Source organism: Pseudarthrobacter sp. TAF60_1 (assembly GCF_052113505.1).
Lineage (GTDB): Bacteria > Actinomycetota > Actinomycetes > Actinomycetales > Micrococcaceae > Arthrobacter.
On the sequence record NZ_JBFRDI010000005.1, the window covers coordinates 54,145 to 75,518 of the forward strand.

19 protein-coding genes and 1 pseudogene are annotated in these 21,374 nt (G+C 63.4%); 11 read left to right on the top strand and 9 right to left on the bottom strand.

Features of this window, described 5'->3' with window-relative positions; all coding sequences use genetic code 11:
• Window positions 1-383: 383 nt before the first annotated feature.
• Together AB4Y73_RS07285 and AB4Y73_RS07290 are read right to left on the bottom strand one after the other, a co-directional pair.
• A complete protein-coding gene (locus AB4Y73_RS07285; protein ID WP_441870384.1) occupies window positions 384-695 on the bottom strand; it encodes a putative quinol monooxygenase in 312 nt (103 codons plus the stop codon).
• A gap of 9 nt (window positions 696-704) precedes the next feature.
• Window positions 705-1,739 (bottom strand): LacI family DNA-binding transcriptional regulator, encoded by a 1,035-nt coding sequence (locus tag AB4Y73_RS07290; RefSeq protein WP_441870386.1) that lies wholly within the window; start codon window positions 1,737-1,739, stop codon window positions 705-707.
• A gap of 248 nt (window positions 1,740-1,987) precedes the next feature.
• On the opposite strand from AB4Y73_RS07290, the gene AB4Y73_RS07295 reads away from it, so the two are divergent.
• From AB4Y73_RS07295 to AB4Y73_RS07310, 4 genes are all read left to right on the top strand, one after another.
• Window positions 1,988-3,340 (top strand): NAD(P)H-dependent oxidoreductase, encoded by a 1,353-nt coding sequence (locus AB4Y73_RS07295; protein ID WP_441870388.1) that lies wholly within the window; start codon window positions 1,988-1,990, stop codon window positions 3,338-3,340.
• An 86-nt stretch (window positions 3,341-3,426) separates the two neighbouring features.
• Window positions 3,427-4,458 carry a DctP family TRAP transporter solute-binding subunit gene (locus AB4Y73_RS07300; protein WP_441870390.1) on the top strand — a complete coding sequence of 344 codons (1,032 nt, stop codon included), beginning with the start codon at window positions 3,427-3,429 and terminating at the stop codon, window positions 4,456-4,458.
• A gap of 84 nt (window positions 4,459-4,542) precedes the next feature.
• Window positions 4,543-6,462: a TRAP transporter large permease gene (locus AB4Y73_RS07305; RefSeq protein ID WP_441870392.1), complete on the top strand. Its 1,920-nt coding sequence runs from the start codon at window positions 4,543-4,545 to the stop codon at window positions 6,460-6,462.
• A gap of 4 nt (window positions 6,463-6,466) precedes the next feature.
• A complete protein-coding gene (locus tag AB4Y73_RS07310) occupies window positions 6,467-7,375 on the top strand; it encodes an NAD(P)-dependent oxidoreductase (RefSeq protein WP_441870394.1) in 909 nt (302 codons plus the stop codon).
• Between the two features lie 111 nt (window positions 7,376-7,486).
• Here AB4Y73_RS07310 and AB4Y73_RS07315 read toward each other — a convergent pair whose 3' ends face one another.
• The 4 genes from AB4Y73_RS07315 to AB4Y73_RS07330 all read right to left on the bottom strand — a co-directional run bounded on the left by AB4Y73_RS07315 (window position 7,487) and on the right by AB4Y73_RS07330 (window position 13,067).
• On the bottom strand, window positions 7,487-9,676 hold the full coding sequence (locus tag AB4Y73_RS07315) for an alpha-galactosidase (protein WP_441870396.1): 2,190 nt from the start codon (window positions 9,674-9,676) through the stop codon (window positions 7,487-7,489).
• Between the two features lie 100 nt (window positions 9,677-9,776).
• Window positions 9,777-11,117, bottom strand: coding sequence for an ABC transporter substrate-binding protein (locus AB4Y73_RS07320; protein ID WP_441870398.1), 1,341 nt, complete (start codon window positions 11,115-11,117; stop codon window positions 9,777-9,779).
• Window positions 11,118-11,165: 48 nt separating this feature from the next.
• Window positions 11,166-12,098 carry a carbohydrate ABC transporter permease gene (locus AB4Y73_RS07325; protein ID WP_441870400.1) on the bottom strand — a complete coding sequence of 311 codons (933 nt, stop codon included), beginning with the start codon at window positions 12,096-12,098 and terminating at the stop codon, window positions 11,166-11,168.
• 12 nt (window positions 12,099-12,110) lie between these two features.
• Window positions 12,111-13,067, bottom strand: a complete 957-nt coding sequence (locus AB4Y73_RS07330) for a carbohydrate ABC transporter permease (protein ID WP_441870402.1) — start codon at window positions 13,065-13,067, stop codon at window positions 12,111-12,113.
• A 156-nt stretch (window positions 13,068-13,223) separates the two neighbouring features.
• Here AB4Y73_RS07330 and AB4Y73_RS07335 point away from each other — a divergent pair, with 156 nt between their 5' ends.
• The 3 genes and pseudogenes from AB4Y73_RS07335 to AB4Y73_RS07345 form a co-directional block, all read left to right on the top strand.
• Window positions 13,224-14,456: a Gfo/Idh/MocA family protein gene (locus tag AB4Y73_RS07335; protein ID WP_441870404.1), complete on the top strand. Its 1,233-nt coding sequence runs from the start codon at window positions 13,224-13,226 to the stop codon at window positions 14,454-14,456.
• A 12-nt stretch (window positions 14,457-14,468) separates the two neighbouring features.
• Window positions 14,469-15,533, top strand: coding sequence for a LacI family DNA-binding transcriptional regulator (locus tag AB4Y73_RS07340; protein WP_441870406.1), 1,065 nt, complete (start codon window positions 14,469-14,471; stop codon window positions 15,531-15,533).
• Window positions 15,534-15,790: 257 nt separating this feature from the next.
• Window positions 15,791-16,048: pseudogene (locus AB4Y73_RS07345) on the top strand (SDR family NAD(P)-dependent oxidoreductase); the annotation flags it as partial.
• A gap of 90 nt (window positions 16,049-16,138) precedes the next feature.
• Here AB4Y73_RS07345 and AB4Y73_RS07350 read toward each other — a convergent pair.
• Entirely contained in the window at window positions 16,139-16,519 is a 381-nt protein-coding gene (locus tag AB4Y73_RS07350; protein WP_441870408.1) for a RidA family protein, read from the bottom strand.
• Window positions 16,520-16,695: 176 nt separating this feature from the next.
• Here AB4Y73_RS07350 and AB4Y73_RS07355 point away from each other — a divergent pair, with 176 nt between their 5' ends.
• Window positions 16,696-16,899 carry a hypothetical protein gene (locus AB4Y73_RS07355; RefSeq protein ID WP_441870410.1) on the top strand — a complete coding sequence of 68 codons (204 nt, stop codon included), beginning with the start codon at window positions 16,696-16,698 and terminating at the stop codon, window positions 16,897-16,899.
• 124 nt (window positions 16,900-17,023) lie between these two features.
• Here the strand turns inward: AB4Y73_RS07355 and AB4Y73_RS07360 are convergent, their stop codons facing one another.
• Together AB4Y73_RS07360 and AB4Y73_RS07365 are read right to left on the bottom strand one after the other, a co-directional pair.
• Window positions 17,024-17,257, bottom strand: a complete 234-nt coding sequence (locus AB4Y73_RS07360) for a hypothetical protein (protein WP_441870412.1) — start codon at window positions 17,255-17,257, stop codon at window positions 17,024-17,026.
• Window positions 17,254-18,060 carry an isocitrate lyase/PEP mutase family protein gene (locus AB4Y73_RS07365; RefSeq protein WP_441870414.1) on the bottom strand — a complete coding sequence of 269 codons (807 nt, stop codon included), beginning with the start codon at window positions 18,058-18,060 and terminating at the stop codon, window positions 17,254-17,256. The genes AB4Y73_RS07360 and AB4Y73_RS07365 overlap by 4 nt, the downstream gene beginning before the upstream one ends.
• A 345-nt stretch (window positions 18,061-18,405) precedes the next feature.
• Between AB4Y73_RS07365 and AB4Y73_RS07370 the strand changes: the two genes are divergently transcribed.
• The 3 genes from AB4Y73_RS07370 to AB4Y73_RS07380 all read left to right on the top strand — a co-directional run bounded on the left by AB4Y73_RS07370 (window position 18,406) and on the right by AB4Y73_RS07380 (window position 21,361).
• Window positions 18,406-18,687: a DUF3311 domain-containing protein gene (locus tag AB4Y73_RS07370; RefSeq protein WP_441870416.1), complete on the top strand. Its 282-nt coding sequence runs from the start codon at window positions 18,406-18,408 to the stop codon at window positions 18,685-18,687.
• Entirely contained in the window at window positions 18,684-20,378 is a 1,695-nt protein-coding gene (mctP, locus tag AB4Y73_RS07375; protein WP_441870418.1) for a monocarboxylate uptake permease MctP, read from the top strand. The genes AB4Y73_RS07370 and mctP overlap by 4 nt, the downstream gene beginning before the upstream one ends.
• Window positions 20,379-20,572: 194 nt before the next feature.
• Window positions 20,573-21,361, top strand: a complete 789-nt coding sequence (locus tag AB4Y73_RS07380) for a hypothetical protein (RefSeq protein ID WP_441870420.1) — start codon at window positions 20,573-20,575, stop codon at window positions 21,359-21,361.
• The last annotated feature ends 13 nt before the right edge of the window (window positions 21,362-21,374 follow it).

The window sequence follows — 21,374 nt, forward strand, 5'->3', positions numbered from 1 at the left end:
ATTCTCCGGCAGTATGCTCATCGGAGGCATTCTTCTATTTCATCGGTTTGGGGGTGGGGTATGCGGTTCACCGCGTACGTGGCTGTCGCTGGAAGCATCTTGTTGGTTGGTGCTGGCCCCTCAATGGCATCCGGGGATCAGATTGATGTTGGGGGAACCCCTCTCAGCGTCGTCATCGACGCCGACGGCACCGCTTATATCGGCGACTATTCTCACGGCGGAGGGGTAAGCGTTCTTCCTGCGGGGTCCTGCTAAAGGGTCCGTAGTTGGCCGGAGCCACTTAAGTCCGTGATGCGGTACGTTGGCCCGTGCGTTCGGCCATCGTTTCCCCAACAGTGGACTTCCGGCTCCCGACAGTCCCATCACGAGTAGGGCGGGTTCTATTACAGCGTCCCTTGGTGCTCGGTCCCTGCGGGAATCGGTGAGAGGCGCGTAACTTCGACAGGTACCTGAAGGAGGCCGTTGAGCGAAGCATTAAGGCGTTTAACGGCCGGCCCCGCACCATGGGCGTCGAGCATTTCAGCCGTTTCCCACTTTTCAATCATGACGATCTGGCCGTTAGGCGCTTCGTGGATGGCGTACAGCAGACATCCGGGCTCCTCATGCACTTCAGCGATGGCGGGGGAGAGGGCCGCAGCTACCTGGCTGAATGCCCCTTCTTGGGGTGTGAATACGGCAGTGACAATGACGGTCATGGGATTTCCTTATCTGGTGGGGGAGAGCGTGAGGGATGAGCAGCTGCTGCGTGGGACGAAGTCGGCCTTTACTTCAATCGTGCGGGGGGCTGGAGGGAGCCGGCCCTGCATCCTTCCCAGGACCAGCTCCAGGGAGTGCACCGCGAGCATGTCGATCGGCTGGCGGATCACGCTCAACGGCGGGCTGGTCAGTTCCGTCCAAGGGTTGTCGTCAAAGACAATGACCGACAGGTCGTCAGGGATCCGCACGCCGATCTGGACAAGGCGTCGAACGGAGCTCTGAACCTGGGCGGTGTTGGCCACAATGAGCGCGGTGGGGCGGTCCGGCAGAGCGAGAAGAGATCCCACTGCGTCACCCCCGCCGTCTCCCCGAAACGCTACATCCCGAATGAGCTGGGGGTCCACGCTGACAGAGAAGTTGTTGTGCGCGCTCCGGTAGCCCTCTATCCTGGACCGCCCCGTTGAGGTGCTGACGGGCCCGGTAATGAGGCCAATACGCCTGTGTCCGAGGCCGAGCATGTGTTCCGTGGCGCGACGGGCCGAATCTACGTTTTCGATGCTCACGACGTCGACGTCTGCGAGTTCGGGAATGGCGCGGTCGACGAAGACGACGTTTACACCCAGGGACTGGAGGCGCGCCCACTTCTCAATGTTTGCTCCGGTGGGCGTGGCAATGACTCCTCCGACTGAGCGGTCAAGGAGTGTGTCCAGGCTGTCGGCTTCGAGGTGTGGGTCTTCCTGGGTTGTCATCACCATCACCTGCACGCCGTGGCTGCGGGCCTCCCAGACGACGCGGTCGGCCAGCTGCGCAAAAAAGGGGTTGGCCAGGTCGGCTACCACCAAGCCAATCGTTGGAGTATGGCCGACGCTGAGTTCACGGGCGGCGGCGCGGGGCCGGTACCCGAGTTCATCAATGATCCGCAGCACCGTTTCGCGCTTGGCCGGCGCGACCGGGCCTGAGTCAGGGTTCAGGACCCGGGACACCACCGAGACTGAAACTCCTGCCGCGGACGCGACATCGCGGATTGTTGGCGCCTTCTTCACTTTTCCTCCTCGGTGAGGGTCCTGACCCGGCAAGCGATCACCAAGGGCCGAGCGTGAGCCCTGGGATGCTCCCGAGAAACCTTCGTTTGCGTCCCGGTGTGACTGTTGACACAGCGTATCACCGGCTGGTAAAAAAGTGGAACCGGTTCCACTTCGGTCCCAAAATTCCAGATTCACGACGACGAAGTTGCTCCGCCAGCAAGGCGGAGGGTCCTTCTCGACGAGAAACGTCAATCAGAGAGATCCCCATGAACCTCCACAAACTTCTCAGCGACCGCGAGCAGGAAGGCCGCCCGGTTCGAGTCGGACTCATCGGAGCTGGCCGCTACGGCACCATGTACCTCGCCCAGGCAAACAACATCCCGGGCATCCACGTGGTCGCCATCGCCGACATCAACGTCAAGCGCGCCGAGGGTGCATTCGCCCTGGTCGGATGGCCGAAGAACCAGGTCGCGCCGGACATCGCTACCGCGTTGAGGAACCGCACCACGACTATCGTGGCCAACGCGGATGAGCTCCTTGATGTAGACATCGACGTCATTGTTGAAGCCACGGGCAACCCGATCGTCGGGGTGAAGCACGCACTGCGTGCCATTGAGACGAAGAAGCACATCATCATGGTCACGGTAGAGGCAGACGCACTGGCCGGTCCCGCCCTTGCCAAGCGCGCCGAAGCCGCTGGCGTGGTTTACTCGATGGCTTACGGCGACCAGCCTGCCCTCATCATGGAACTGGTCGACTGGGCGCGCACCAGCGGCTTCGACGTTGTCTGCGCCGGCAAGGGCGCAAAGTTCCTCGAGCACTATCACGAGATGAACCCGGACAACGTCTGGGAGAACTGGGAGTTCTCCAAAGAACTCACCGATTCCGGCCAGCTGAACCCGAACATGCACACCTCCTTCCGGGACGGCACAAAGGCCTCGATCGAAATGGCTGCGGTTGCCAACGGTGCCGGCCTGGTCCCGTCCGACACCGGGCTGACGTTTACCCCAGGCGATGTCGAGGAGATCGCCACCATCTGCCGCCCCACCGACGTCGGCGGAGTCCTCGCCCACGAAGGCACAGTCGACGTCATGTCCAGCGTCAAGCGCGACGGCACCTGGATCCCGCACAACACCCAGGAGGGCGTGTTCGTCGTCGTCAAGGCTACGAACGCCTACGTGTCCGGCTGCTTCACCGAGTACCCGTGGCACCCGGACCCCTCGGGCCAGTACGCCGCACTGTACCGCCCCTACCACTACGTGGGCCTCGAGCTGAACATGTCCATCGCCAACGCGGCCCTTCGCGGCATCGCCACGGGTTCACCGATCGGGTTCTTCGGAGACGTCGTGGCCACGGCGAAGAAGGACCTCAAAGCCGGCGAATTCCTCGACGGCGAAGGCGGGTACACGGTCTGGGGTCAGCTGGTTTCGGCCAAGCACTCCGTCGCAACCGGCGCCCTCCCGGTGGCTCTGGCCCACCACGTGGAACTTCGCAACGACGTTGCCAAGGGCGCAATCGTGGGTTGGGATGACGTCATCATGGACGACTCACTTGCCCAAGCGTTGGAGCTGCGCCGGGAAACCGAAGCGCTGGTCGCGGAGTCCGCACTCAGCGCCTGACCCACCGACCCCACGGCGGCATTGAACGTCAGCCGATGTCGTTCACGCTCCGAAACAACACTCCTTCCAATGAAGAAAGGCAACACATGAAATCCACCACCCGCGCCCTTACCGGAGTGCTGGCATGTACCCTCGCAGCCTCAGTCCTTGCCGGCTGCGCCTCCGGAGCTCCCGCCGGGGGCGGAGCACCGCCAGCCAAGATCCAGCTGTCGATCCCTGACCCCCTCACGTCCTCTGTCGGCGTCTCGGCCCAGCATTTCGCCGACCAGGTCAAGAAAACGTCCAACGGATCCGTGACAGTCACCGTGGTCCCCAACGGAACGAGCTTCAGCGGAGACCAGAACGCAGCCGTGACACGCCTGCAAGGCGGCTCCCTCGATGCGCTGATCCTGTCGACGTCCGTCTACGCCGCCGTCGTACCCGAAATGAACGCCATCAGCATTCCCTACCTCTTCAAAGACACCACCGAGGAATCGGCGTTCCTGGCAGGAAAGCCGGGTCAGGCGCTGAAGGATAAGCTCGCTGCCAAAGACACGATCGCGCTTTCCTTCCTCACCCGGACCGGCCGGGAGATTACCAACTCGGTTCGCCCGATCGAACAGCCCGCCGACCTCAAGGGACTGAAGATCCGCGTCCCCGGTAACCCGTTGTGGACCGATTACTTCAGCAAGCTCGGTGCCAGCCCCACCACCATGGCGTTCTCCGAGGTCTTCACCGGTTTGCAGACCGGAACGATCAACGGCCAGGAAAACCCGATTGAGGTGCCCTGGACCAACAAGTTCTCCGAAGTCCAGAAGTACGTTTCGATGACCAACCACATTAACGACGCCTGGGTGCTCGCCCTCTCCTCGAAAAAGTGGGACACCCTCACCGATGACCAGAAGAAGGCCCTCACGGACGCCTCGGTAGAAACCGCCACTTTCAAGACCGGTTATGACGCCGAGCAGTCCAAAAAGCAGCTTGATGAACTCACCGCCAAGGGCATGAAATCCAACGAGCTTAGCGCCTCCGGCCTGGAGGAATTCAAAGCAGTCTCCAAGAGCCTTTACCCGACCTTCTCCCAGCTGATCGGCAAGGACTTCTTCGACCAGGCGATCGCTTTTACTGCCACCAAGTAGCCCCGCCGGCCCGGAGAGCCACCGTCTCTCCGGGCCGCCCGCAAGGAAAAGTCCCCACTCTCAATGTCGACAGTCTGGAAGCCCATGAAACACGTCACTACTCCGGAGGAGCTCGAGGAGGTCCTCCCCTCGGACGCGGAAGAGATCCTCCACCACGGCCACGTCCCCCCGCGCTGGAGCGGTGCCGTTTGGCTTGACAAGGCACTCGAATGGATTGTGGGCGCGGCCATCCTCGCGGAACTCGTCGTCATCCTGCTGAACATCATGGTCAGGGTAATCACCGGCGACTCGGTGCTCTGGACGCAGGAAGTTTCAGAAATCGCACTGCTGACGATCGCTTTCATTGGCGGCGCCATCGCGTACCCCAAGGGGGCGCACATGTCCGTTCAGGCGCTCATCATGCGACTCCCCGCTGCTTGGAAGCCTTACCTGGCAGCGCTGGTCGACTGGCTGGTCTTCGTTATGAGCGCAGGGGCATTTGCGCTGTTCATTCCGACTCTCGTCCAGCAGATCGAGGAAAAGACACCGATCCTGCAGCTACCCGTTTTCTGGGTCTCACTGCCTTTCTCAGTCGGCATGGTGCTGATCGCCTGGTTCGCCCTGCTCAAGCTGTGGCGCCAGGAGCGCCGCTCCGCGCTTACTGCCGCGGCAATCGCGGCCGGGCTGATTGTTCTCGTCCTTTGGGCTCAGCCGCTTTTCTACTACGCCGCCCCCAACGTCCTTCTCGGCGTCGTCCTTCTGATCTTGTTCATGCTGCTGTTCCTGGGCCTGCCCATCGCATTCGTTCTTGCACTGGCATCCGGGATCTACCTTTATTTGGGCGGTATTTCCGAAGTCAGCGCTATCCCCATTGGAATGGCTTCCGGGGCCAAGGGCTTCGTCCTTCTGGCAATCCCGTTCTTCATCCTCGCCGGCACCGTGATGAACTCCGCCGGCCTGACACTCCCGCTGGCCAAGCTCGTCGACACACTCATTGGACACCTCCGCGGCGGCTTGCTCCAGGTGGTCGTCGTGACCATGTACGTCTTCTCCGGCATCTCCGGCTCCAAGGTGGCCGATGTCGCGGCAGTGGGCACCACGATGCGCGGCATGCTCGAAGAACGCAAGTACCCCCGCGGCGAAGTCGTTGCCGTGCTGTCGGCCTCGGCCATTATGGGCGAAACGATCCCGCCGAGCATCGTGCTCCTGATCCTCGGATCCATCACCACCATCTCCACCACCACACTTTTCCTGGCCGGATTTGTTCCCGCCGCCTTCCTGGCCCTCTGTGTCATGGCACTAGTCTTCTTCCGCGCCCGCAAGCAGGGCGGCGTCGCCAGCCCGAAGTCCAGTTGGCGTGCACGCGGGTCGGCAACCTTCTTCGCGATTCCGACTCTTCTCCTTCCTGTGGGCATGGTGGTGGGCATCCTGAGCGGCTTCGCCACACCCACCGAAGTGTCATCCGTGGCCGTCGCCTACGCCTTTATCCTTGCCGCGGCGTACCGGCGCGGCAGCAAGCGCCTGCTTGGTGACACACTGCGGGAAACGACAACGACGGCGGGAATGGTTCTGTTCATCATCGCGGCCGCGTCCCCGCTCGCTCAGACGCTCGCCCTTGCAGGTGTCTCCCAGCAGATCCACGACCTCATGTCGGGGCTGGGGGACTCGCCGCTGCTCTTTATGCTGTTCACCGTGGTGCTGCTGATCATCATGGGCCAGCTGCTGGAAGGGCTTCCCGCTGTACTGATCTTCGCGCCGCTGCTCCTGCCGATCGCCGTCGACTTCGGGGTCAACCCCGTCCAATACGCCATGGTCCTCATCATTTCCATGGGCATCGGCTCATTCGCACCACCGGCCGGCGTGGGCTTCTATGTCGCCTGCGCGACCGCACATGAAACCGTAGAAAAGAGCCTCAAACACTTCTGGCCATACCTCATCGCAGTGTTCCTCGGCCTCCTTGTGCTCGCCGCCGTCCCGTGGTTCAGCACCTTCCTTCCCGCCCTCGCCGGCCTGATCCCTTTCTAGCCACATGACAACGCCGACAATTAGTGGGAAGAGAAAGCCCGGCCTCTCCGGGTCCGTGGCCCTCATCGGCACCGGACCAATGGGAGCTCCGATCGCCCGCAATATCCTCGCAGGCCAGGTTCCCCTTACCCTATGGAACCGCACACCGGAAAAAGCCCGTGCGATTGGTGGAGGCACCGTCGTAGCCGCCCCGGCCGCGGCCGCAAGCGACGTCGTTCTGACCGTATTGCCCGACCTTCCCCAGGTTGCGGCTCTACTTCCTGGCGAGGACGGCCTCCTGAAAGGATGGAAAACCGCAGGCATCGAACATCCCATCCTCGTGATTCACGGAACCGTGTCACCAGTGGCGGTCGCGGAGTTCGCCGACGAATGCCTGCGCAACTGGGGGGTGACGGTTGTGGACGCACCACTTAGCGGTGGAACCATTGGCGCTGAAGAGGGCCGGCTGAGCATCATGGTCGGCGGTCCCGCCGATGTCGTGGAGCGACTGACCCCTCTCTTCGGGCTATACAGCTCAACAGCCGTTCATTTTGGCAAAACCGGCGCGGGGTCAACGGCGAAGGCGTGCAACCAGATCGTCGTCGCCGCCACGGTAACGGCCTTGGCCGAAGCGATGGCGCTTGCAAGCGCTGCCGGACTCGACCCTAAGAAGGTCCAAACGGTCCTGGCGGGTGGTCTTGCCAACTCAGAAGTGCTTCGCCAAAAGGGACAACGCTGGATCGACCAGGACTTCGAAGGAGGCGGATCAGCGAAAAACCAGCTCAAAGACCTCAACTTCGTAGCCGAGATTGCCTCGGCACGCGGGATAAACCTCCCGCTGGCTACCAGCGTCCGAAACGCCTTCCAACTCATGATCGAGGCGGGCTACGGCGACCTGGACCATACCGGCATCTACCGGACCATCCTCGGCTAACCGCAAACCCGTTCGAGAGCGTGCCTGCTGATTGGTTGATTAACTCGGAGGCTGCCCCGCGGTTTCCGATGCTGCGGAGAGCAGGGGAACGCGGGGCAGGCCGTCCAGTTGTTAATGTGCGGTGATTTCCAGCAGCAGTGCGTGTTCCGGGTTGAGGGCGGGCATGGGCAGCCCGACCTCGGCCAGGAACCGCCCGTTGGCGACGGCGCCGTCCGCCAGCCAGGCCGGTGGGCGGACCTGCGTGAACGTGTGCGAATAGTCCGCGTCACCCGGAGACGGGAAGACGACCTCCACGCGGTACTCCCGGTCCGGCGCCAAGCCGGGAACAGCAATGCGTCCCGGCTGTTCCGCGGCGGCGGTGCCCGTGCTGACCAGGGCGAACAGCGCCGCCGTGCTTTGACTGCCCTCCTCGGCGGCCACCACACCGTGGAGCATAAGGGAGTCGTCGGCAACGTCGGCGCGGACCATGCGCCCGGAGTGGATGAGGTTCCGGTGTTCTTTGTAGAGGGCGATGACGCGTTTGAGTTCCTCCCTCTCGGCGCCTTGGACGCTGCGGATGTCCCATTCCACGCCGAAGTGGCCGAACATGGCGGTGATGGCGCGGAAGGACAGGTCGTGCGTGCGCGCCGTAGTATGCGAAGTCGTGGGGCCGATGTGGCTGCCCACCAGTTCCGGCGGAACCACCATGCCGGTCCAGCGCTGGATGATCTGCCGCTCCAGCGCATCGTTGCAGTCGGAAGCCCAGATGCGGTCTGTCCGTTCCAGAATTCCAAGGTCCACCCGGGCGCCACCTGAGGAGCAGCTTTCGATCTCCACGCCGGGATGCGCTGCACGGAGGGTGTCCAAGAGCCGGTACGCAGCGAGGGTTTGTTCGTGCACGGAGGAGCGGCCGGCGTGGCCGTGTTCCAGGAGATCACGGTTCTGGTCCCACTTGAGGTAGCTGATGTTGTTTTCTCTCAGAAGAGCGTCAATGCGATCGTAAATGTACTGCCAGGCATCCGGGTTTACGAGGTCGATGACGTGCTGCTGCCGCCACTCCAGCGGCAGCCGGCCGCCGTCCTTATACGAGGCGGCAGAAGGACCTACGATCCATTCCGGATGGGCCCGCACAATGTCGGAGTCCAGGTTGACCATTTCCGGCTCCACCCAGAGTCCGAAATCCATGCCGCGGGAGGTCACGGCATCGATGAGCGGCGTGAGCCCGTTGGGCCAGAGCACTTCGTCTACATACCAGTCGCCCAACCCGGCGCGGTCGTCACGGCGCCCCCGGAACCAGCCGTCGTCGAGCACGAAACGCTCAACACCGAGTTCAGCAGCGGACTCAGCCATCCCTATAAGGGTGGACAGGTTGTGGTCGAAGTAGACGGCCTCCCAGACGTTCAGCACCACAGGACGCGGCTTTCCGGGGGGCAGACCGGTAGCGGGCGCGGGCATCACGTGGTGCGGGCGGGAACGGAACCAGCTGTAGAACGCCTCGCTGATGCCGTCGAGTCCCCGGCTGGAGTAGGCGGCAAAGAGGGCAGGAGTGGTGTAGCTGGCGCCAGGCTCAAGGATGACCTCGGCCGGGCCGAGGAGCTCCGAGCCGCCGATCATGGTGCGGCCGTCCCCGATGCTGTCGGCGAACTGCTCGTGGTTGCCGCTCCACGCCAGGTGGGTGGCCCAGACCTTCCCGTGCCGGTTGCCGAAACCGGCGGTACCGGCGGCGAAGAGGAGAGAAGAGTCGTGCCCGGTGCGGCCGTGCCGGCCGGTGCGGACCCAGGTGCCCTGCTGGATGGAGCGCCGTTGCGGGTTGCGCTCACGGCACCAGCGCCCGGTCAAGTCAAGGAGCTCGCCGGCGTCAGGAGCCACAGGCAGGACGGTCGCCAGTTCGTCGACCTGATAGGGCGTGGTGCCTTGGTTGGTGACAGTGTGCCGCAGCTCCACCAGGCCGCCGCTGTGAAGCGTCAGCGAGGAGGAGACGATGAGGCCGGCGTCGGTGTCGGACTGAACGATCACCGCGGATGCCTCCTCGGCAGTGACGCTGACGACGCGGAGGCGGGCTGAAAAATCAAGGCCCGAGACGCCGTCGGCGATGCGGTGGCCGCGGAGGGCGGGACGGCCTCGCCAGCCGGCTGACGCCTGGGGCAGGAGTCCGGTGGGTACAGTGGCGTCGATAGACGACGGCGGGACAGCGGCTGTGAGGATAGCGAGGTCCGGCAGCATACTGCCAAGGTCCGCGCCCCAGTGGATGACTTCGGCCTCCCCGCTATCGAAGCTCATCACCAGGCTGGTGCCGGCGGAGCGGAGGTAGAGCGGATTCATAGACATTGTCCTTCTGCGTGGGAGTAGAGAATGGGACACCCGGGTGGAGCTGGACGGTGAAGTCCCGGGGAGAGTGCCCCGTCTCCGTGGCAACGGATGGTTACTTGAAGAGGGCGTTGACTTGTTCGTTGGCTTGCGTGAGTGAGCTGGCAGGCTTCTTGCCGCTGAGTACTGCGTCCATTGCGGGCTTCATGATGCCGTCGACCTTCGCTGCCTTGTCCGCGATCGGGAACAGGAACGTGGTGCCGTCCTTGACGTGCTGGGTAAAAGCGGTGACGTCCATGCCCTTGGCCTTGAATGCTTCGGCCGCCTTCTCGGAGGAGCTGATGATGGCCGGGAAGACCACGGCCTTGGAGGCTACGACGTCCTGGCATGAGGAGGAGGCGAGGTATTCAACCCACTTGGTGGCTGCTGCGGGTTTCTTGGTGCCGGCCCAGATGGAGTCGGCCAAGCCGTTGAACATGCTGGCGCGTTTGCCGTCCGGTCCCGTCGGGGTGGGTGCGATGCCGGTCTGGATACCCTTGTAGCCGGAGTATTGGCCGAGCATCCAGTCGCCTGTGGTGTTGATGGCGGTCTTACCGGCGCCGAAGTTGTCCGACATGCTGGCGCCGACCGTTGTTTCGAGCTTGGGCATGTAGCCCTTGTCCGCCAGGCCGGCCCACCAGGCGATGGTTTCCTGGAACTTTGGGTCGTCGTAGTTGAACTTGGTGCCCCAGGGGTTCATGTCGGTGTGGGTCCAGCCGGTGGTAGCGGTCAGGTAGCTCCACTGCGTTTGGCCCTGGCCCGAGCCGGATGACTCCAGACCAAGGCCGTAGACGGCCACAGCGTTCTTGTCGAACCCGGCCTCGTCGCCGCGGACGCCGTTCTTGTCCACGGTCAGGTGCGCGACGGTCTTCTCGTAGCTGCCGCCGTCTTTAGGGTTCCACTCGAGGTTCGCCATCTGCTCGGCGGTCAGGCCGGCCGAGTCGGTCATGGCCTTGTTGTAGAACAGGCCAACGGTGTCCCAGTCCTTGGGCAGGCCGTAGCGCTTGCCGTCCTGGCCGACCCAGAGCTCGGCCAGGCCCTTGTTGTAGCTGTCCAGCTTGATGCCGTCCTTGGCCACGGCGTCATCCAGGGAGAGCAGCTGCTTCTTGGCGGCGAACTCGGGGTACTTGGACAGGTGGTTGGTGAATACGTCCGGGGCGGTGCCGGCGACGAACCCGTTGGTCAGGGTGGTCCAGTAGTCATCCCAGCCGCGCTGGGTGATTTTGACTTTGATGTCGGGGTTGGCCTTCGTGAAATCGTCAGCGCACTGCTGGTAGGCCGGGAGCTGGTTGGAGTCCCACAGCCAGTAGTTGAGTTCACCCTTGGCCTCGGAGGAGTCGGGGGTGGAACCGCCGCAGGCGGACAGTGCGAGGGCGATGGCTGCGGCGGCAGCTGCGACGCCGATAGTTTTCTTCATGATGGGCCTTTCGATGCGTACGGGGAGATGCGTGGCGGAAAGCGTTTTTTATTTGATGCCGGAGAAGCCGATGGAGTTGACCACCTTCTTGCCGAAGGCGATGAACAGCAGGAGCACCGGGAGTGCGGCCACAAGCGTTGCGGCCATGAGGCCGGTCCAGTCGGGGGCGCCCTGCGGGGACTGGGATTTGAAGACGCCCAGGCCGACGGTGAGCACGCGGACGTTTTCGTCCTGGCCCACCAGGAGCGGCCAGAAGTATTCGTTCCACTGGCCGATGAACGTCAGCAGGGCCAGTGTGGCCAGTGGCGCGGCGGCATTGGGCAGCACGATTTGGAAGAAGATCCGGAGGTGCTTGGCGCCGTCGAGCATGGCGGCTTCCTCGACTTCCCGGGACATGCTGAGGAAGAACTGGCGCAGGAAGAAGATGGCGAACGGGGTCATGAACAGGAACGGCAAGGTCATGCCGGCGAACGTGTTGAGCAGTCCCAGGTTCTTGATCATGAGGAAGTTGGGCAGGGCGGTGAAGATCGGCGGGACCATCATCGTGGCCAGGAAGAGGCTGAAGACCACGTTACGTCCGGGCCAGCGGAGCCGGGAAAAGGCGTAGGCGGCCATCGCGCTGAAGAACACCTGCCCGGCGGTGGTGACGGTGGCGAAGATGACCGAGTTCCGCAGGTAGAGCCAAAAGTTGATTGCTGCTCCCGAGCCTCCCTCTGCGATGGCCTCTTCCGGGGTCTGCATTCCGAGGACCCGTTTGAAGGCGCCGAGACTGAAGTCTGCGGGCAACAGGTTGCCGGCGTTGGAGGCCAGCGAGGCATTGGTGGACAGCGCGGTGCGGAGCATCCACAGGAAGGGTGCGACCGTGACGGCGACTGCGATGGCAACCACGGCCCAGGCTCCGACGCGGCGCCAGTTGACCGGCTTCTTGCTGACGGGAATGGTCTTGACGGACTTCTTGCGGGTAAGTGTGGAGGTGCTCATGGCTGGGGTTCCTTAGTCCAGATCCGATTCGTTGCCCTTGAGGAACTTCATTTGCACGAAGGCCACCAGGGCAAGAATGAGGAAGAGAATGACGGACAGGGCCGATGCGTAGCCGAAGTCCGATTCGCCGAAGGCCTTTTGGAAGATGTACATCTGGATGACCCTGGAGGCGTTGACGGGGCCGCCGCCGGTGGTCACGGCCACGGTGTCGAAGACCTGGAAGGATCCGATCACGGTGACCACCAGGACCAGGACCAGCACAGGCCGAAGGAGCGGCATGGTGATGCTCCAGAACGTCCTGGTGTTGGAGGCGCCATCGAGCGAGGCGACCTCGTAGACGTGGTTGGGGATGGACTGCAGCCCGGCGAAGATCAGCAGGGCTGTGTACCCCATGTGGCGCCAGACGTTGACGCCGGCGATCGTGGGGATGGCCCACTGTTCGCTGCCGAAGAAGGCGACCCGGGGCAGGCCGAGCCAATTGATGATTTCGTTGACGATGCCGATCTGGTAGTCAAGCATCCAGAACCAGAGCAGGGCCACGATCACGTTGGCCACCAGGAACGGTAGGAGCAGTGCGCCGCGGATGAATGTTGACTTGGCCACCCGGTGCATCAGGAGGGCCAGCCCGAGGGCGATCACGGTCTGGAATGCGATGTTCAGCCCGACGTATTGAAGGGTCACTCCCATGGCATTCCAGAACAGCTCATCGCCAAAGATGGCCGTGTAGTTCTTGGTGCCGATCCAGGTGGGGTCGCCCAGGATGCTGTACTCGGTGAAACTGAGGTAAACGCCCCGGATGGTGGGCACCAGGAAGAACGCAACAAAGCCGACCAGCGCCGGCGCGATGAAGAACAGGGCGATCCGCAGGTCCCCGTGGTTCCGGCGCCAAAATGGCTTCGCGGTCCGTCCTGGTGGTTCGTGAAGCGCAGCGCTGGCTCTGACGGCCCGGCTGGCGGCAGTGGTGGTCATTATTGTGGTCCCTCTCCTGTGAGGTAGATAACACTTGGCCGCTACTCTACGCGCGTAGCTATGTTGGCGCAAGAGTATTCCTCCCATTTATGGGGGTTTTTGACTACCAATGAATATTTTATTGACGCGCGTAGATTTTGTGTCCATACTCTTCCCATGACTTCTTCAATTGGAATCGTTGGTGCGGGACAGTTCGCGGGCGTATTCGCCAAGCTCTTCGCCGCCCACCCCGGAACCTCAGACATCTATTTCACCGACCTGATCACTGAACGTGCAGAGGCCCAAAGCAGCAGCGCCGGTGCGGCTGGGACCTTCGACAGCTTCGAGGCAATGCTTGAAAGCGACGTCGACGCCGTTGCGATCTTCACCCAGCGCTGGACACATGGACCGCTGGTGCTGCAGGCGCTGCGGGCCGGCAAACACGTATACTCCGCTGTCCCAATGGCCATCTCCGAAGAGGAGATTGCAGAAATTATCGAAGCGGTCCGCGAGACCGGCCTGACTTACATGATGGGTGAGACCAGCTACTACAACCCGGCAACCGTTTTTGCCCGCAAGAAGAATGCCGAGGGCGCCTTCGGCCGGATCTTCTACGCCGAGGGCGACTACGTCCACGACATGGACCTCGGCTTCTACGACGCCTACCAGTACAGTGGCGGAGAAAACTGGAAGCGCACCGCCAGCTACCCGCCCATGCTCTACCCGACCCACTCAGTGGGCGGGGTGCTCGGAGCAACGGGCTCCCACGCCGTCAGTGTCAGCTGTGTCGGCTTCCGGGATGAGCGCGGCGACGGCGTCTTCGACCGCGATATAAGCATGTTCGGCAACGACTTCTCCAACGCCAGCGCCCTGTTCGAACTCGCCGCCGGCGGGTCCATGCGCATCAACGAGTTCCGGAGGGTGGGTTACCCTTCCCACTTGCGCGAGAGCCGCTTCCGCTACTTCGGTACGGAGGCCAGCTTCGAACAGCTCGCCCTGGTCAGCGTCTGGCAGGACAAGCACGCCGTGACCGACATCAGTGACCAGCTCGAGACCCAGGCCACCATGGACTCGGACGACCCCATGTTGGCCGACGTCGCGCTTGCACTGCGCGACGCTTTTATTTCCGGCATGGCCCCCGTGCACGACGCCGGGCGGCTGCCGGCGGAGTTCCGGGGCCTGCCCAACGGTCACGAGGGCAGCCATCACTTCCTCGTGGACGACTTCGTCACCGCCATTAACACCGGCACACTGCCTCCGGTCAACGCCTGGGAAGCGGCCCGCTACACGCTTCCCGGCATCATTGCCCACCAGTCCGCCCTGCGCGGCGGCGAACGCCTGCAGGTGCCAGACTTCGGCGACGCCCCGGCAGAGCTGCCCCGCCCGGTACTTCGCGAGTCCGCCAAGTGAAACACCGCTAGCATGGTTGCCATGCCGCACCCAACCTCGCACGTCAAGCCCATCACACGCGACGACGTCGCCCGGATGGCAGGGGTCAGCAGCGCCGTCGTCAGTTACGTGGTCAACGGCGGGCCCAGGGCAGTTTCCCCTGCGAACGAGGCCAAGGTGCGGCAGGCAATCAAGGCGCTGGGCTACCGTCCCAACGCGGCAGCCAGGGCACTTGCCCTGGGTTCCAGCGAGATGCTCGCCATGATCATCCCCGATGCCCTGAATCCGTTTTTCGCCTCGCTCGCCCGCGCCGTCGAGAACGCCGCGGCCGAGCGGGGCTACACCCTCCTGCTGGCGGACTCCCAGGGTTCGCCGCGCACAGAGCGCCGCCTCATAAAAAACTTTGCCGCCCGGAGGGTGGACGGACTTTTCCTCTGGAGCGAACTGTCCGATCCCGATCTGATGGACCTTGAACAGGCAGACATTCCCGTAGTGCTCCTGAACCACAGCACCGACCTCGCCACAGCAGGCAGCCCGGCCGTCATGAAACACGGAGCGGGAAACCGCGGCGCCAACTCCGTCGGAGTAGCCTTCCAGGACGGAGCGCGGATGGCGGTCGAGCACCTCATCAGCCACAGCCACGAGCGCATCGGACTGGTCATGGGCACCAACGCCGGCGGCGAACTTGACGCGCGCGAGGTCGGATGGCACCAGGGCATCCAGGACGCCGGGCTCAGTGCGGGCCCGATCGTTCGGGTTCCGTTCACCCGTGAGGGCGGGTACCGCGCCGGGCAGGAGCTACTGGCCCGCAGCGAGCGGCCCACCGCAGTCTTCGTCAGCTCAGACCAGCAGGCTGTTGGTCTGCTCTGCGCCCTCCAGGAGGGCGGCTTGCGAGTACCGGAGGACCTGGCGGTCTTCTCCTTCGACGGCTCACCCGAATCTGAATACAGTTGGCCCCGGCTCAGCACAGTCGCCCAACCCGTCAAGGACATGGCAGAAGCCGCCTTGGAAGCCCTCCTGGCGCCGCCCGGACAGGAAACCCAGACCAATATCTTCCCCGCCGAGCTGGTGCTGCGCACCTCCTGCGGCTGCCACTGACGCGCACTGTCTCCCAGGCTGCCGACAACAGGATCATCACCGGTGAATCCGACCTACGGTTTCACGGCCAGATTGCCAAAGTGACCGCTCCGGCATGGGATTGGCGACCGCCCGCGCGTTTGCGCGCCACGTTGGGGGATTGCGCCGAGCACGCAGGATGACCATCGCGCAGTATGCAGCCGACGTCCTGGACGCCATTGAATCTGAATAGCGACGCCTCGAGGCCTGGGCTCGGGCGCTGACCTGAACGACCCTCCCTGAATATCGCCGTCGTCCTCGTCACCGGAGCCAACGGCGGCATCGGCACCCACTTCGTCCACGAAGCACTCGCCCGCGGCGCGAGGAAGGTTTATGCCACGGCCCGTAACCCGCGCACCTGGGACGATGAACGGATCGTACCGCTCACCCTGGACGTCACCGGCCCGACATCCATCCGCGCGGCAGTCGAGGCCGCCCCGGATACAACAGTGCTTATCAACAACGCCGGGGCCAGTACGCCAAGCCCCGGCATCCTGAAATTCTCTGCGCATCGAGCTCGCTGCCGAGAATGTGCACGTCGTGGGGGTTCACGTGGGCTACGTCGATGCCGCCTCATGCCGGGAGCCTCAGCTGATGAAGGCTGTCATGCGGATCGAAACGAGAATTCCCGGTAAGTCGACGCCGAGCTTGGCAACATAGCGTGTTGGAGGGTCATGCGGGAACCACCGTACGTACTCCTCATTCAATCCCGCGAAATCCGACGGAACACTGAGCAAGACGCCGACCTCGACAACGTCTCCCAACCCTGCCCCGGCTGCTTCAAGGATGGCCTCGCAGTTCGCAAGAGCCTGGCGCGCCTGGTCTTTGATGCTGTTGCCCGCGAGCTGGCCGTTGGTCGGATGAGTGCCCACTATCCCGGACACAAAAACGAAGGGTCCCGCTTTGACGCCCTGGCTAAAGAACGGTGAAACAGGCGCGTTGGCCGACCTAACGATCTCCCTTGTCATGACCGATCCTTTCCCGGGCCGTCTGCGTGCTGGCAGCAGAATGGCAGTCATCGCCGGTTAGCACAACCCCTGGCCGCCCATACCCGGGGCTGGCAGCGTCGTGCGAAAATCGGGCGAACCTCCCAAAAGGGGAACTGCCCGGAGTAGGGTTTGCCCTAGCCGACGAAGGGGTCGCCATGAGCTACAAATATCGAACTGTCCGGGTTCGCGGTACCGATCTGGTTGGAACCATTGCCAGGAAGCACGGGAGTGCGGCTGAGATCTACGAAACGTCCAAGGACCCCAGTACCTCGGTGGTTCCGGTGTTCTTCGAGGCCACCGGCGAGGTCCGGTTTTTCGACAGGTCAGTGCTGGAGGACGTTGTGGCACCAGCCGGTTAACTGCCCGGACATAAGGGCGCCGGCCTGCCCGGTGGGACGCGTTTCAGCCACCGCGATGTTCTCGACGGCGGGTTCGCAGTCCGGCCCGGCCGGGCACACTCCGAAGGGTGTAATCACCTCCTGACTAGCCGTCCAGGGGCTGAGCCAGCAGGGCTTCGATGTCCCGGGCGGTAGCGTCCAGCCTGGCGATGGTGTCCCGCTGGATGGCCCGCAGGTATTCGGCATCGGACTCGCCGTCCTCCACCCAGTTCTCGTCGCCGAGTGACTCCATCGCTTGGCGGGTGTTGTCGGTTGCCTTCCCGATATTCTTCAGCATTGCGTGCAGCCGGGCCTCGATGGCGGGGATCTCGGCAGTCATGGTGTCCTCCTTGATGGGGTTGCGTCGTGGCCGAAAGATGCGAGCCGCGATTGCATCTCCCAGTAAGGTGTGGCGGCCGGCGCCTGCTTGCCGTCGCGCAGTGCATTCACCACGCCCACCGCCGCGTCAACTGCCGCCCGGTACGGTAGGGAGCCGGAACTGACCCGCCGAACCCCCAGATCGCCCAGCTCGGCAACAGTCAGGGAAGGATGCGCCAGCACATTGACCGGTAGCCCGATACCATCGGTGATGACCCTGATGTCCTCCGGAACCACAAGCCCGGGAACAAAGATCCCGTCCGCCCCGGCGTCGGCGTAGATGCCGGCCTGGACGAGGACGGCATCCACAGTGGCCTCCTCGCCGAACCATATGTTGTCCACACGGGCGTTGATGAACACTGCAGGGCTGCGCCGCTTGACGGCGGCAACCTTGCTGGCGAAGGCTGCTGGATCGACCAGGTGCCCGGCGGTGCTGTCCTCCAGGTTGACCCCGGCCACGCCCAAGGCAGCCAGTTGGGCCACAAGTTCCGCTACCTCGGCCGGGTCGTCGGAGTATCCGTCCTCGATGTCCGCGGTGACGTGGACAGGCAGGCGGCACAGCCGCCCCACCAGTGCTGCGGTTACCGCCTTGCTGGACCGGCCTCCGTCGGGCAGGCCGGCACTTGCCGCAATTCCAAAGCTGGTCGTGCCGACGGCCGGGAATCCCGCCGCAGCGAACGCCAAGGCGGATCCTACGTCCCACGCATTGGGCAGCAGCAGTGGCAACGAGGTGTTGTGAAGATCCCGAAAGGTCGACATGTTCATTCCCATCCCTAGCCAACCAAAGTGGGGTGAATACCGATTCAGTCTACAAACGTCGCGGACCGCTGCAAGGGGTTGACGCTGCTGGAGGCAGGCGCTCAATTCTGGATTGAGCCTGACGTCCGCGAGCCCTAACGGTGTCAGAATCCGGACGGCCATAGCCCCTCGCCGGCCGGAGGCGCGCGCCCGCGGAACGATGCCAAAACCCGACGCCAATAACCCTGTTGGAGAACAACCCGAGTGTCTATTCTGGCAGGTAAGGACCGCCGCGACACGCGGTCCAGAGGCCGCCGGCACGTCCCGGGAAGCCTTCCCGCTGCGGTGGCCCGTCTCGATGAGGAGGCGTCGATGTCCAGTCCTGATGTGCCAACACGCGGGCCAGCGAAATCCGGTCCGTACGTCATCACGGGAATCCTGCTGATTGTCGCAATTGTGGTGCCCTTGTTCGTGCCTGCGTATTCCCTCGATGAGCCGCGTTTGGCGGGAATCCCGTTTTTCTACTGGTATCAGATGACGTGGATTCCAGTCACTGCGGGCCTGGTGGGGACCTCGTACTGGCTGGTTACCAAGGAAGACCGCCGCCGCCGTCAGGCTGCGCGGAGCGCGACCGGTGCAGGGGAGGAGCCATGAGCGCCGTCACTGTCCCGTTGGCCGTCACGGACCGTCCCGTTAGCGGTGTTGCCCTCACCATTGTGATCATTCTCTTCCTTGGTGTTGCCGCCTTGGGGTTCGTTGCTGCGCGTTGGCGCCGGGAGAAAGAGACAGGGCTGCACAGCCTGGACGAGTGGGGCCTTGGGGGCCGCGGTTTCGGCACGTGGGTGACGTGGTTCCTGCTCGGCGGGGACCTTTATACGGCTTATACCTTTGTGGCAGTTCCGGCTGCAATGTGGGCCACTGGGGCCGTGAGCGGGTTCTTCGCGGTGCCGTACACGATCGTGCTATACCCGATCGTGTTCCTCCTGATGAGCCGATTGTGGTCTGTCTCGCACCGGCATGGCTTCGTCACACCCGCTGACTTCGTGGGCGGCCGCTACGGCAGCAAGGCCCTCACCCTTGCCGTCGCCGTCACGGGCATCGTCGCAACCATGCCATACATCGCGCTGCAGTTGGTCGGCATCAAAGCGGTACTGACAGTCCTGGGTCTAGGCAGTGCGGAGAACCCGCTGCTGACTGACATGCCGCTGATCATCGCCTTCGTGGTGCTGGCCGCCTACACGTACACATCAGGTCTGCGGGCTCCTGCCCTGATCGCTGTTGTGAAAGATCTGCTGATCTACCTGGCGGTGATTGTCGCGGTCATCTACCTGCCGATCAAGTTTGGCGGCTGGGGAACCATTTTCGACGCCGCCCAAGCGAAGCTGGGCGCTGTCAATCCGGCCACCGGCAAACCCGCCGGCGTCTTCATCCCGGGTGCCGGCAGCTACTCCGCCTACTGGACGTTGGCCTTGGGCTCGGCCCTGGCACTGTTTATGTACCCGCATTCCATCACCGGGGTCCTGGCGACCAAGAGCCGGAATACGATCCGTAAAAATGCCGCGGTGCTGCCGTTGTACTCTCTGATGCTGGGATTCCTGGCGCTGCTGGGCTACGCAGCAATTTACGCCGGCACCAAACCCATTGACCTGAACGGCGCCGTCAATCCGCAACTGGTCGTTCCGCAACTGTTCCTGGATCACTTCCCGAGCTGGTTCGCCGGAATCGCCCTGGCTGCCATCGCCATCGGCGCGCTTGTTCCTGCCGCAATCATGTCAATCGCTGCGGCCAATCTGTTCACCCGCAACATTTACCGGGATCTGATAAAGCCGGACGCCGCACCCCGGCAGGAAGCCAAAGTCTCCAAGATCGCTTCTCTTGTTGTGAAATTCGGTGCCCTGGTCTTCGTGATCGCCATGGACCAGTCGGCCGCAATCAACATGCAGCTCCTCGGCGGCATCTGGATCCTGCAGACCTTCCCGGCCATCGTGGCGGGCCTGTACACGCGCTGGTTCCACCGGTGGGCGCTGTTCATTGGCTGGGCGGCCGGAATAATCTACGGCACCATCGCGGCCTACAACGTGGTCAACCCCGTCACGAAAGCCCACTTCGGCGGTTCCATCGCGGCCATCCCCGGAACCGACATTCAGGTCTACATCGCTGTCGTGGCATTTGCGATAAACCTGATCGTTGCCGCCGTCCTGTCCGTGGTCTTCCGTGCCCTAAAGGTCCCGACCGGCGTCGACATCACCCGTAGCTCGGACTACGGTGCCGACGAGAACGATCCGAAGGTCGCCGAGATCCAGCGTGAGTACCCCCTCGGCGAGCCCGGCGCCCCGGCATTCTGACTCACCAACTTCCAGCCGATTCAGCTGAAGGAGCCAGGCTGGGCAGGGTGAGTCAGCTTTGGCGGCATACGCCGCTGCATCCAAGGCGCATATGCTCGTGTTCCGTTCGGCGATACCGGGCGGCCCTTCGCTGGCCCTGCGCCGTACGCGGACCACGACGACGGTCCCGCCTCCCGCATTGCTACAGTGAGCCCATGAGCACGGGGGAGCAAGAGCCGCCGGACGCCAACTCAGCGGCCCTGCCGGACCGCCCGCCCGGCGTCGGTCCGGGAGCTGTTGCGCCCGCAAGTACGAGGGTCGGGGATCCAGTTTCCCGGCCCTCTACCGCACCGGCTGTCCCGCTGCACCAGCGGCTGCCTGCCGGGCTTGTCCGGAATCCGCTCCATGCAGGCTGGACGTGGACGGGTTTCTGGGCGTTGCTGATCGTTGTTGACGAGTTCGTGAACCTGGCCGGCTGGACCTGGTACGTGTTTGTGGGCATGGCCGCCCTTCCCACGCTGGCCTGCACTGTGGCCGTTCTCCATGCGACCCCGCGCCGGTACCTCAAGCCGCAGAAAGAATCGGTGCTGGCGCACTTCTTTGTCCGGTTCCTTGCGCTGACTGCTGCGTTTATGGTGTGGGGCCTCTCCGTGGTGGCCAGCGCCTCGATTTCCACAACAGTGCAGGCACTGGCCGGGAACTCGGAGCGTGCGGTGACGTCGTTGGGGTTCAACCTGCTCCTGGCCGCGGTCCCGTTGGTGGTGTCGGTGTTGTGGATGGCGCTGATTGTGCGCTGTGCGTGGTTTCTGCGCCGTCTCCGCGGCTGGCGCCAGAACCCGCAAGATACCCGGCTGCCCAAGAAATTCCTGCGGCACTCGCCCGAACTCAGGCGTGTTGTGGTGGGTCTCGCCCACCCCGGCCTGCTTCTGGTGGCTGGGCTGGGCACGTCGGTCCTGGCACTCTTCCTCGGCGCCGTGGAACTCACGCTCAACCTGATTGCCTGAGGACCGGGAGCTT

Bases quoted from the DNA above. Each gene is read 5' to 3' on its own strand.
- AB4Y73_RS07285 (WP_441870384.1), bottom strand. From the start codon at position 695: ATGACCGTCATTGTCACTGCCGTATTCACACCCCAAGAAGGGGCATTC.
- AB4Y73_RS07295 (WP_441870388.1), top strand. From the start codon at position 1,988: ATGAACCTCCACAAACTTCTCAGCGACCGCGAGCAGGAAGGCCGCCCG.
- AB4Y73_RS07300 (WP_441870390.1), top strand. From the start codon at position 3,427: ATGAAATCCACCACCCGCGCCCTTACCGGAGTGCTGGCATGTACCCTC.
- AB4Y73_RS07305 (WP_441870392.1), top strand. From the start codon at position 4,543: ATGAAACACGTCACTACTCCGGAGGAGCTCGAGGAGGTCCTCCCCTCG.
- AB4Y73_RS07310 (WP_441870394.1), top strand. From the start codon at position 6,467: ATGACAACGCCGACAATTAGTGGGAAGAGAAAGCCCGGCCTCTCCGGG.
- AB4Y73_RS07315 (WP_441870396.1), bottom strand. From the start codon at position 9,676: ATGAATCCGCTCTACCTCCGCTCCGCCGGCACCAGCCTGGTGATGAGC.
- AB4Y73_RS07320 (WP_441870398.1), bottom strand. From the start codon at position 11,117: ATGAAGAAAACTATCGGCGTCGCAGCTGCCGCCGCAGCCATCGCCCTC.
- AB4Y73_RS07325 (WP_441870400.1), bottom strand. From the start codon at position 12,098: ATGAGCACCTCCACACTTACCCGCAAGAAGTCCGTCAAGACCATTCCC.
- AB4Y73_RS07330 (WP_441870402.1), bottom strand. From the start codon at position 13,067: ATGACCACCACTGCCGCCAGCCGGGCCGTCAGAGCCAGCGCTGCGCTT.
- AB4Y73_RS07335 (WP_441870404.1), top strand. From the start codon at position 13,224: ATGACTTCTTCAATTGGAATCGTTGGTGCGGGACAGTTCGCGGGCGTA.
- AB4Y73_RS07340 (WP_441870406.1), top strand. From the start codon at position 14,469: ATGGTTGCCATGCCGCACCCAACCTCGCACGTCAAGCCCATCACACGC.
- AB4Y73_RS07350 (WP_441870408.1), bottom strand. From the start codon at position 16,519: ATGACAAGGGAGATCGTTAGGTCGGCCAACGCGCCTGTTTCACCGTTC.
- AB4Y73_RS07355 (WP_441870410.1), top strand. From the start codon at position 16,696: ATGAGCTACAAATATCGAACTGTCCGGGTTCGCGGTACCGATCTGGTT.
- AB4Y73_RS07360 (WP_441870412.1), bottom strand. From the start codon at position 17,257: ATGACTGCCGAGATCCCCGCCATCGAGGCCCGGCTGCACGCAATGCTG.
- AB4Y73_RS07365 (WP_441870414.1), bottom strand. From the start codon at position 18,060: ATGAACATGTCGACCTTTCGGGATCTTCACAACACCTCGTTGCCACTG.
- AB4Y73_RS07370 (WP_441870416.1), top strand. From the start codon at position 18,406: ATGTCCAGTCCTGATGTGCCAACACGCGGGCCAGCGAAATCCGGTCCG.
- mctP (WP_441870418.1), top strand. From the start codon at position 18,684: ATGAGCGCCGTCACTGTCCCGTTGGCCGTCACGGACCGTCCCGTTAGC.
- AB4Y73_RS07380 (WP_441870420.1), top strand. From the start codon at position 20,573: ATGAGCACGGGGGAGCAAGAGCCGCCGGACGCCAACTCAGCGGCCCTG.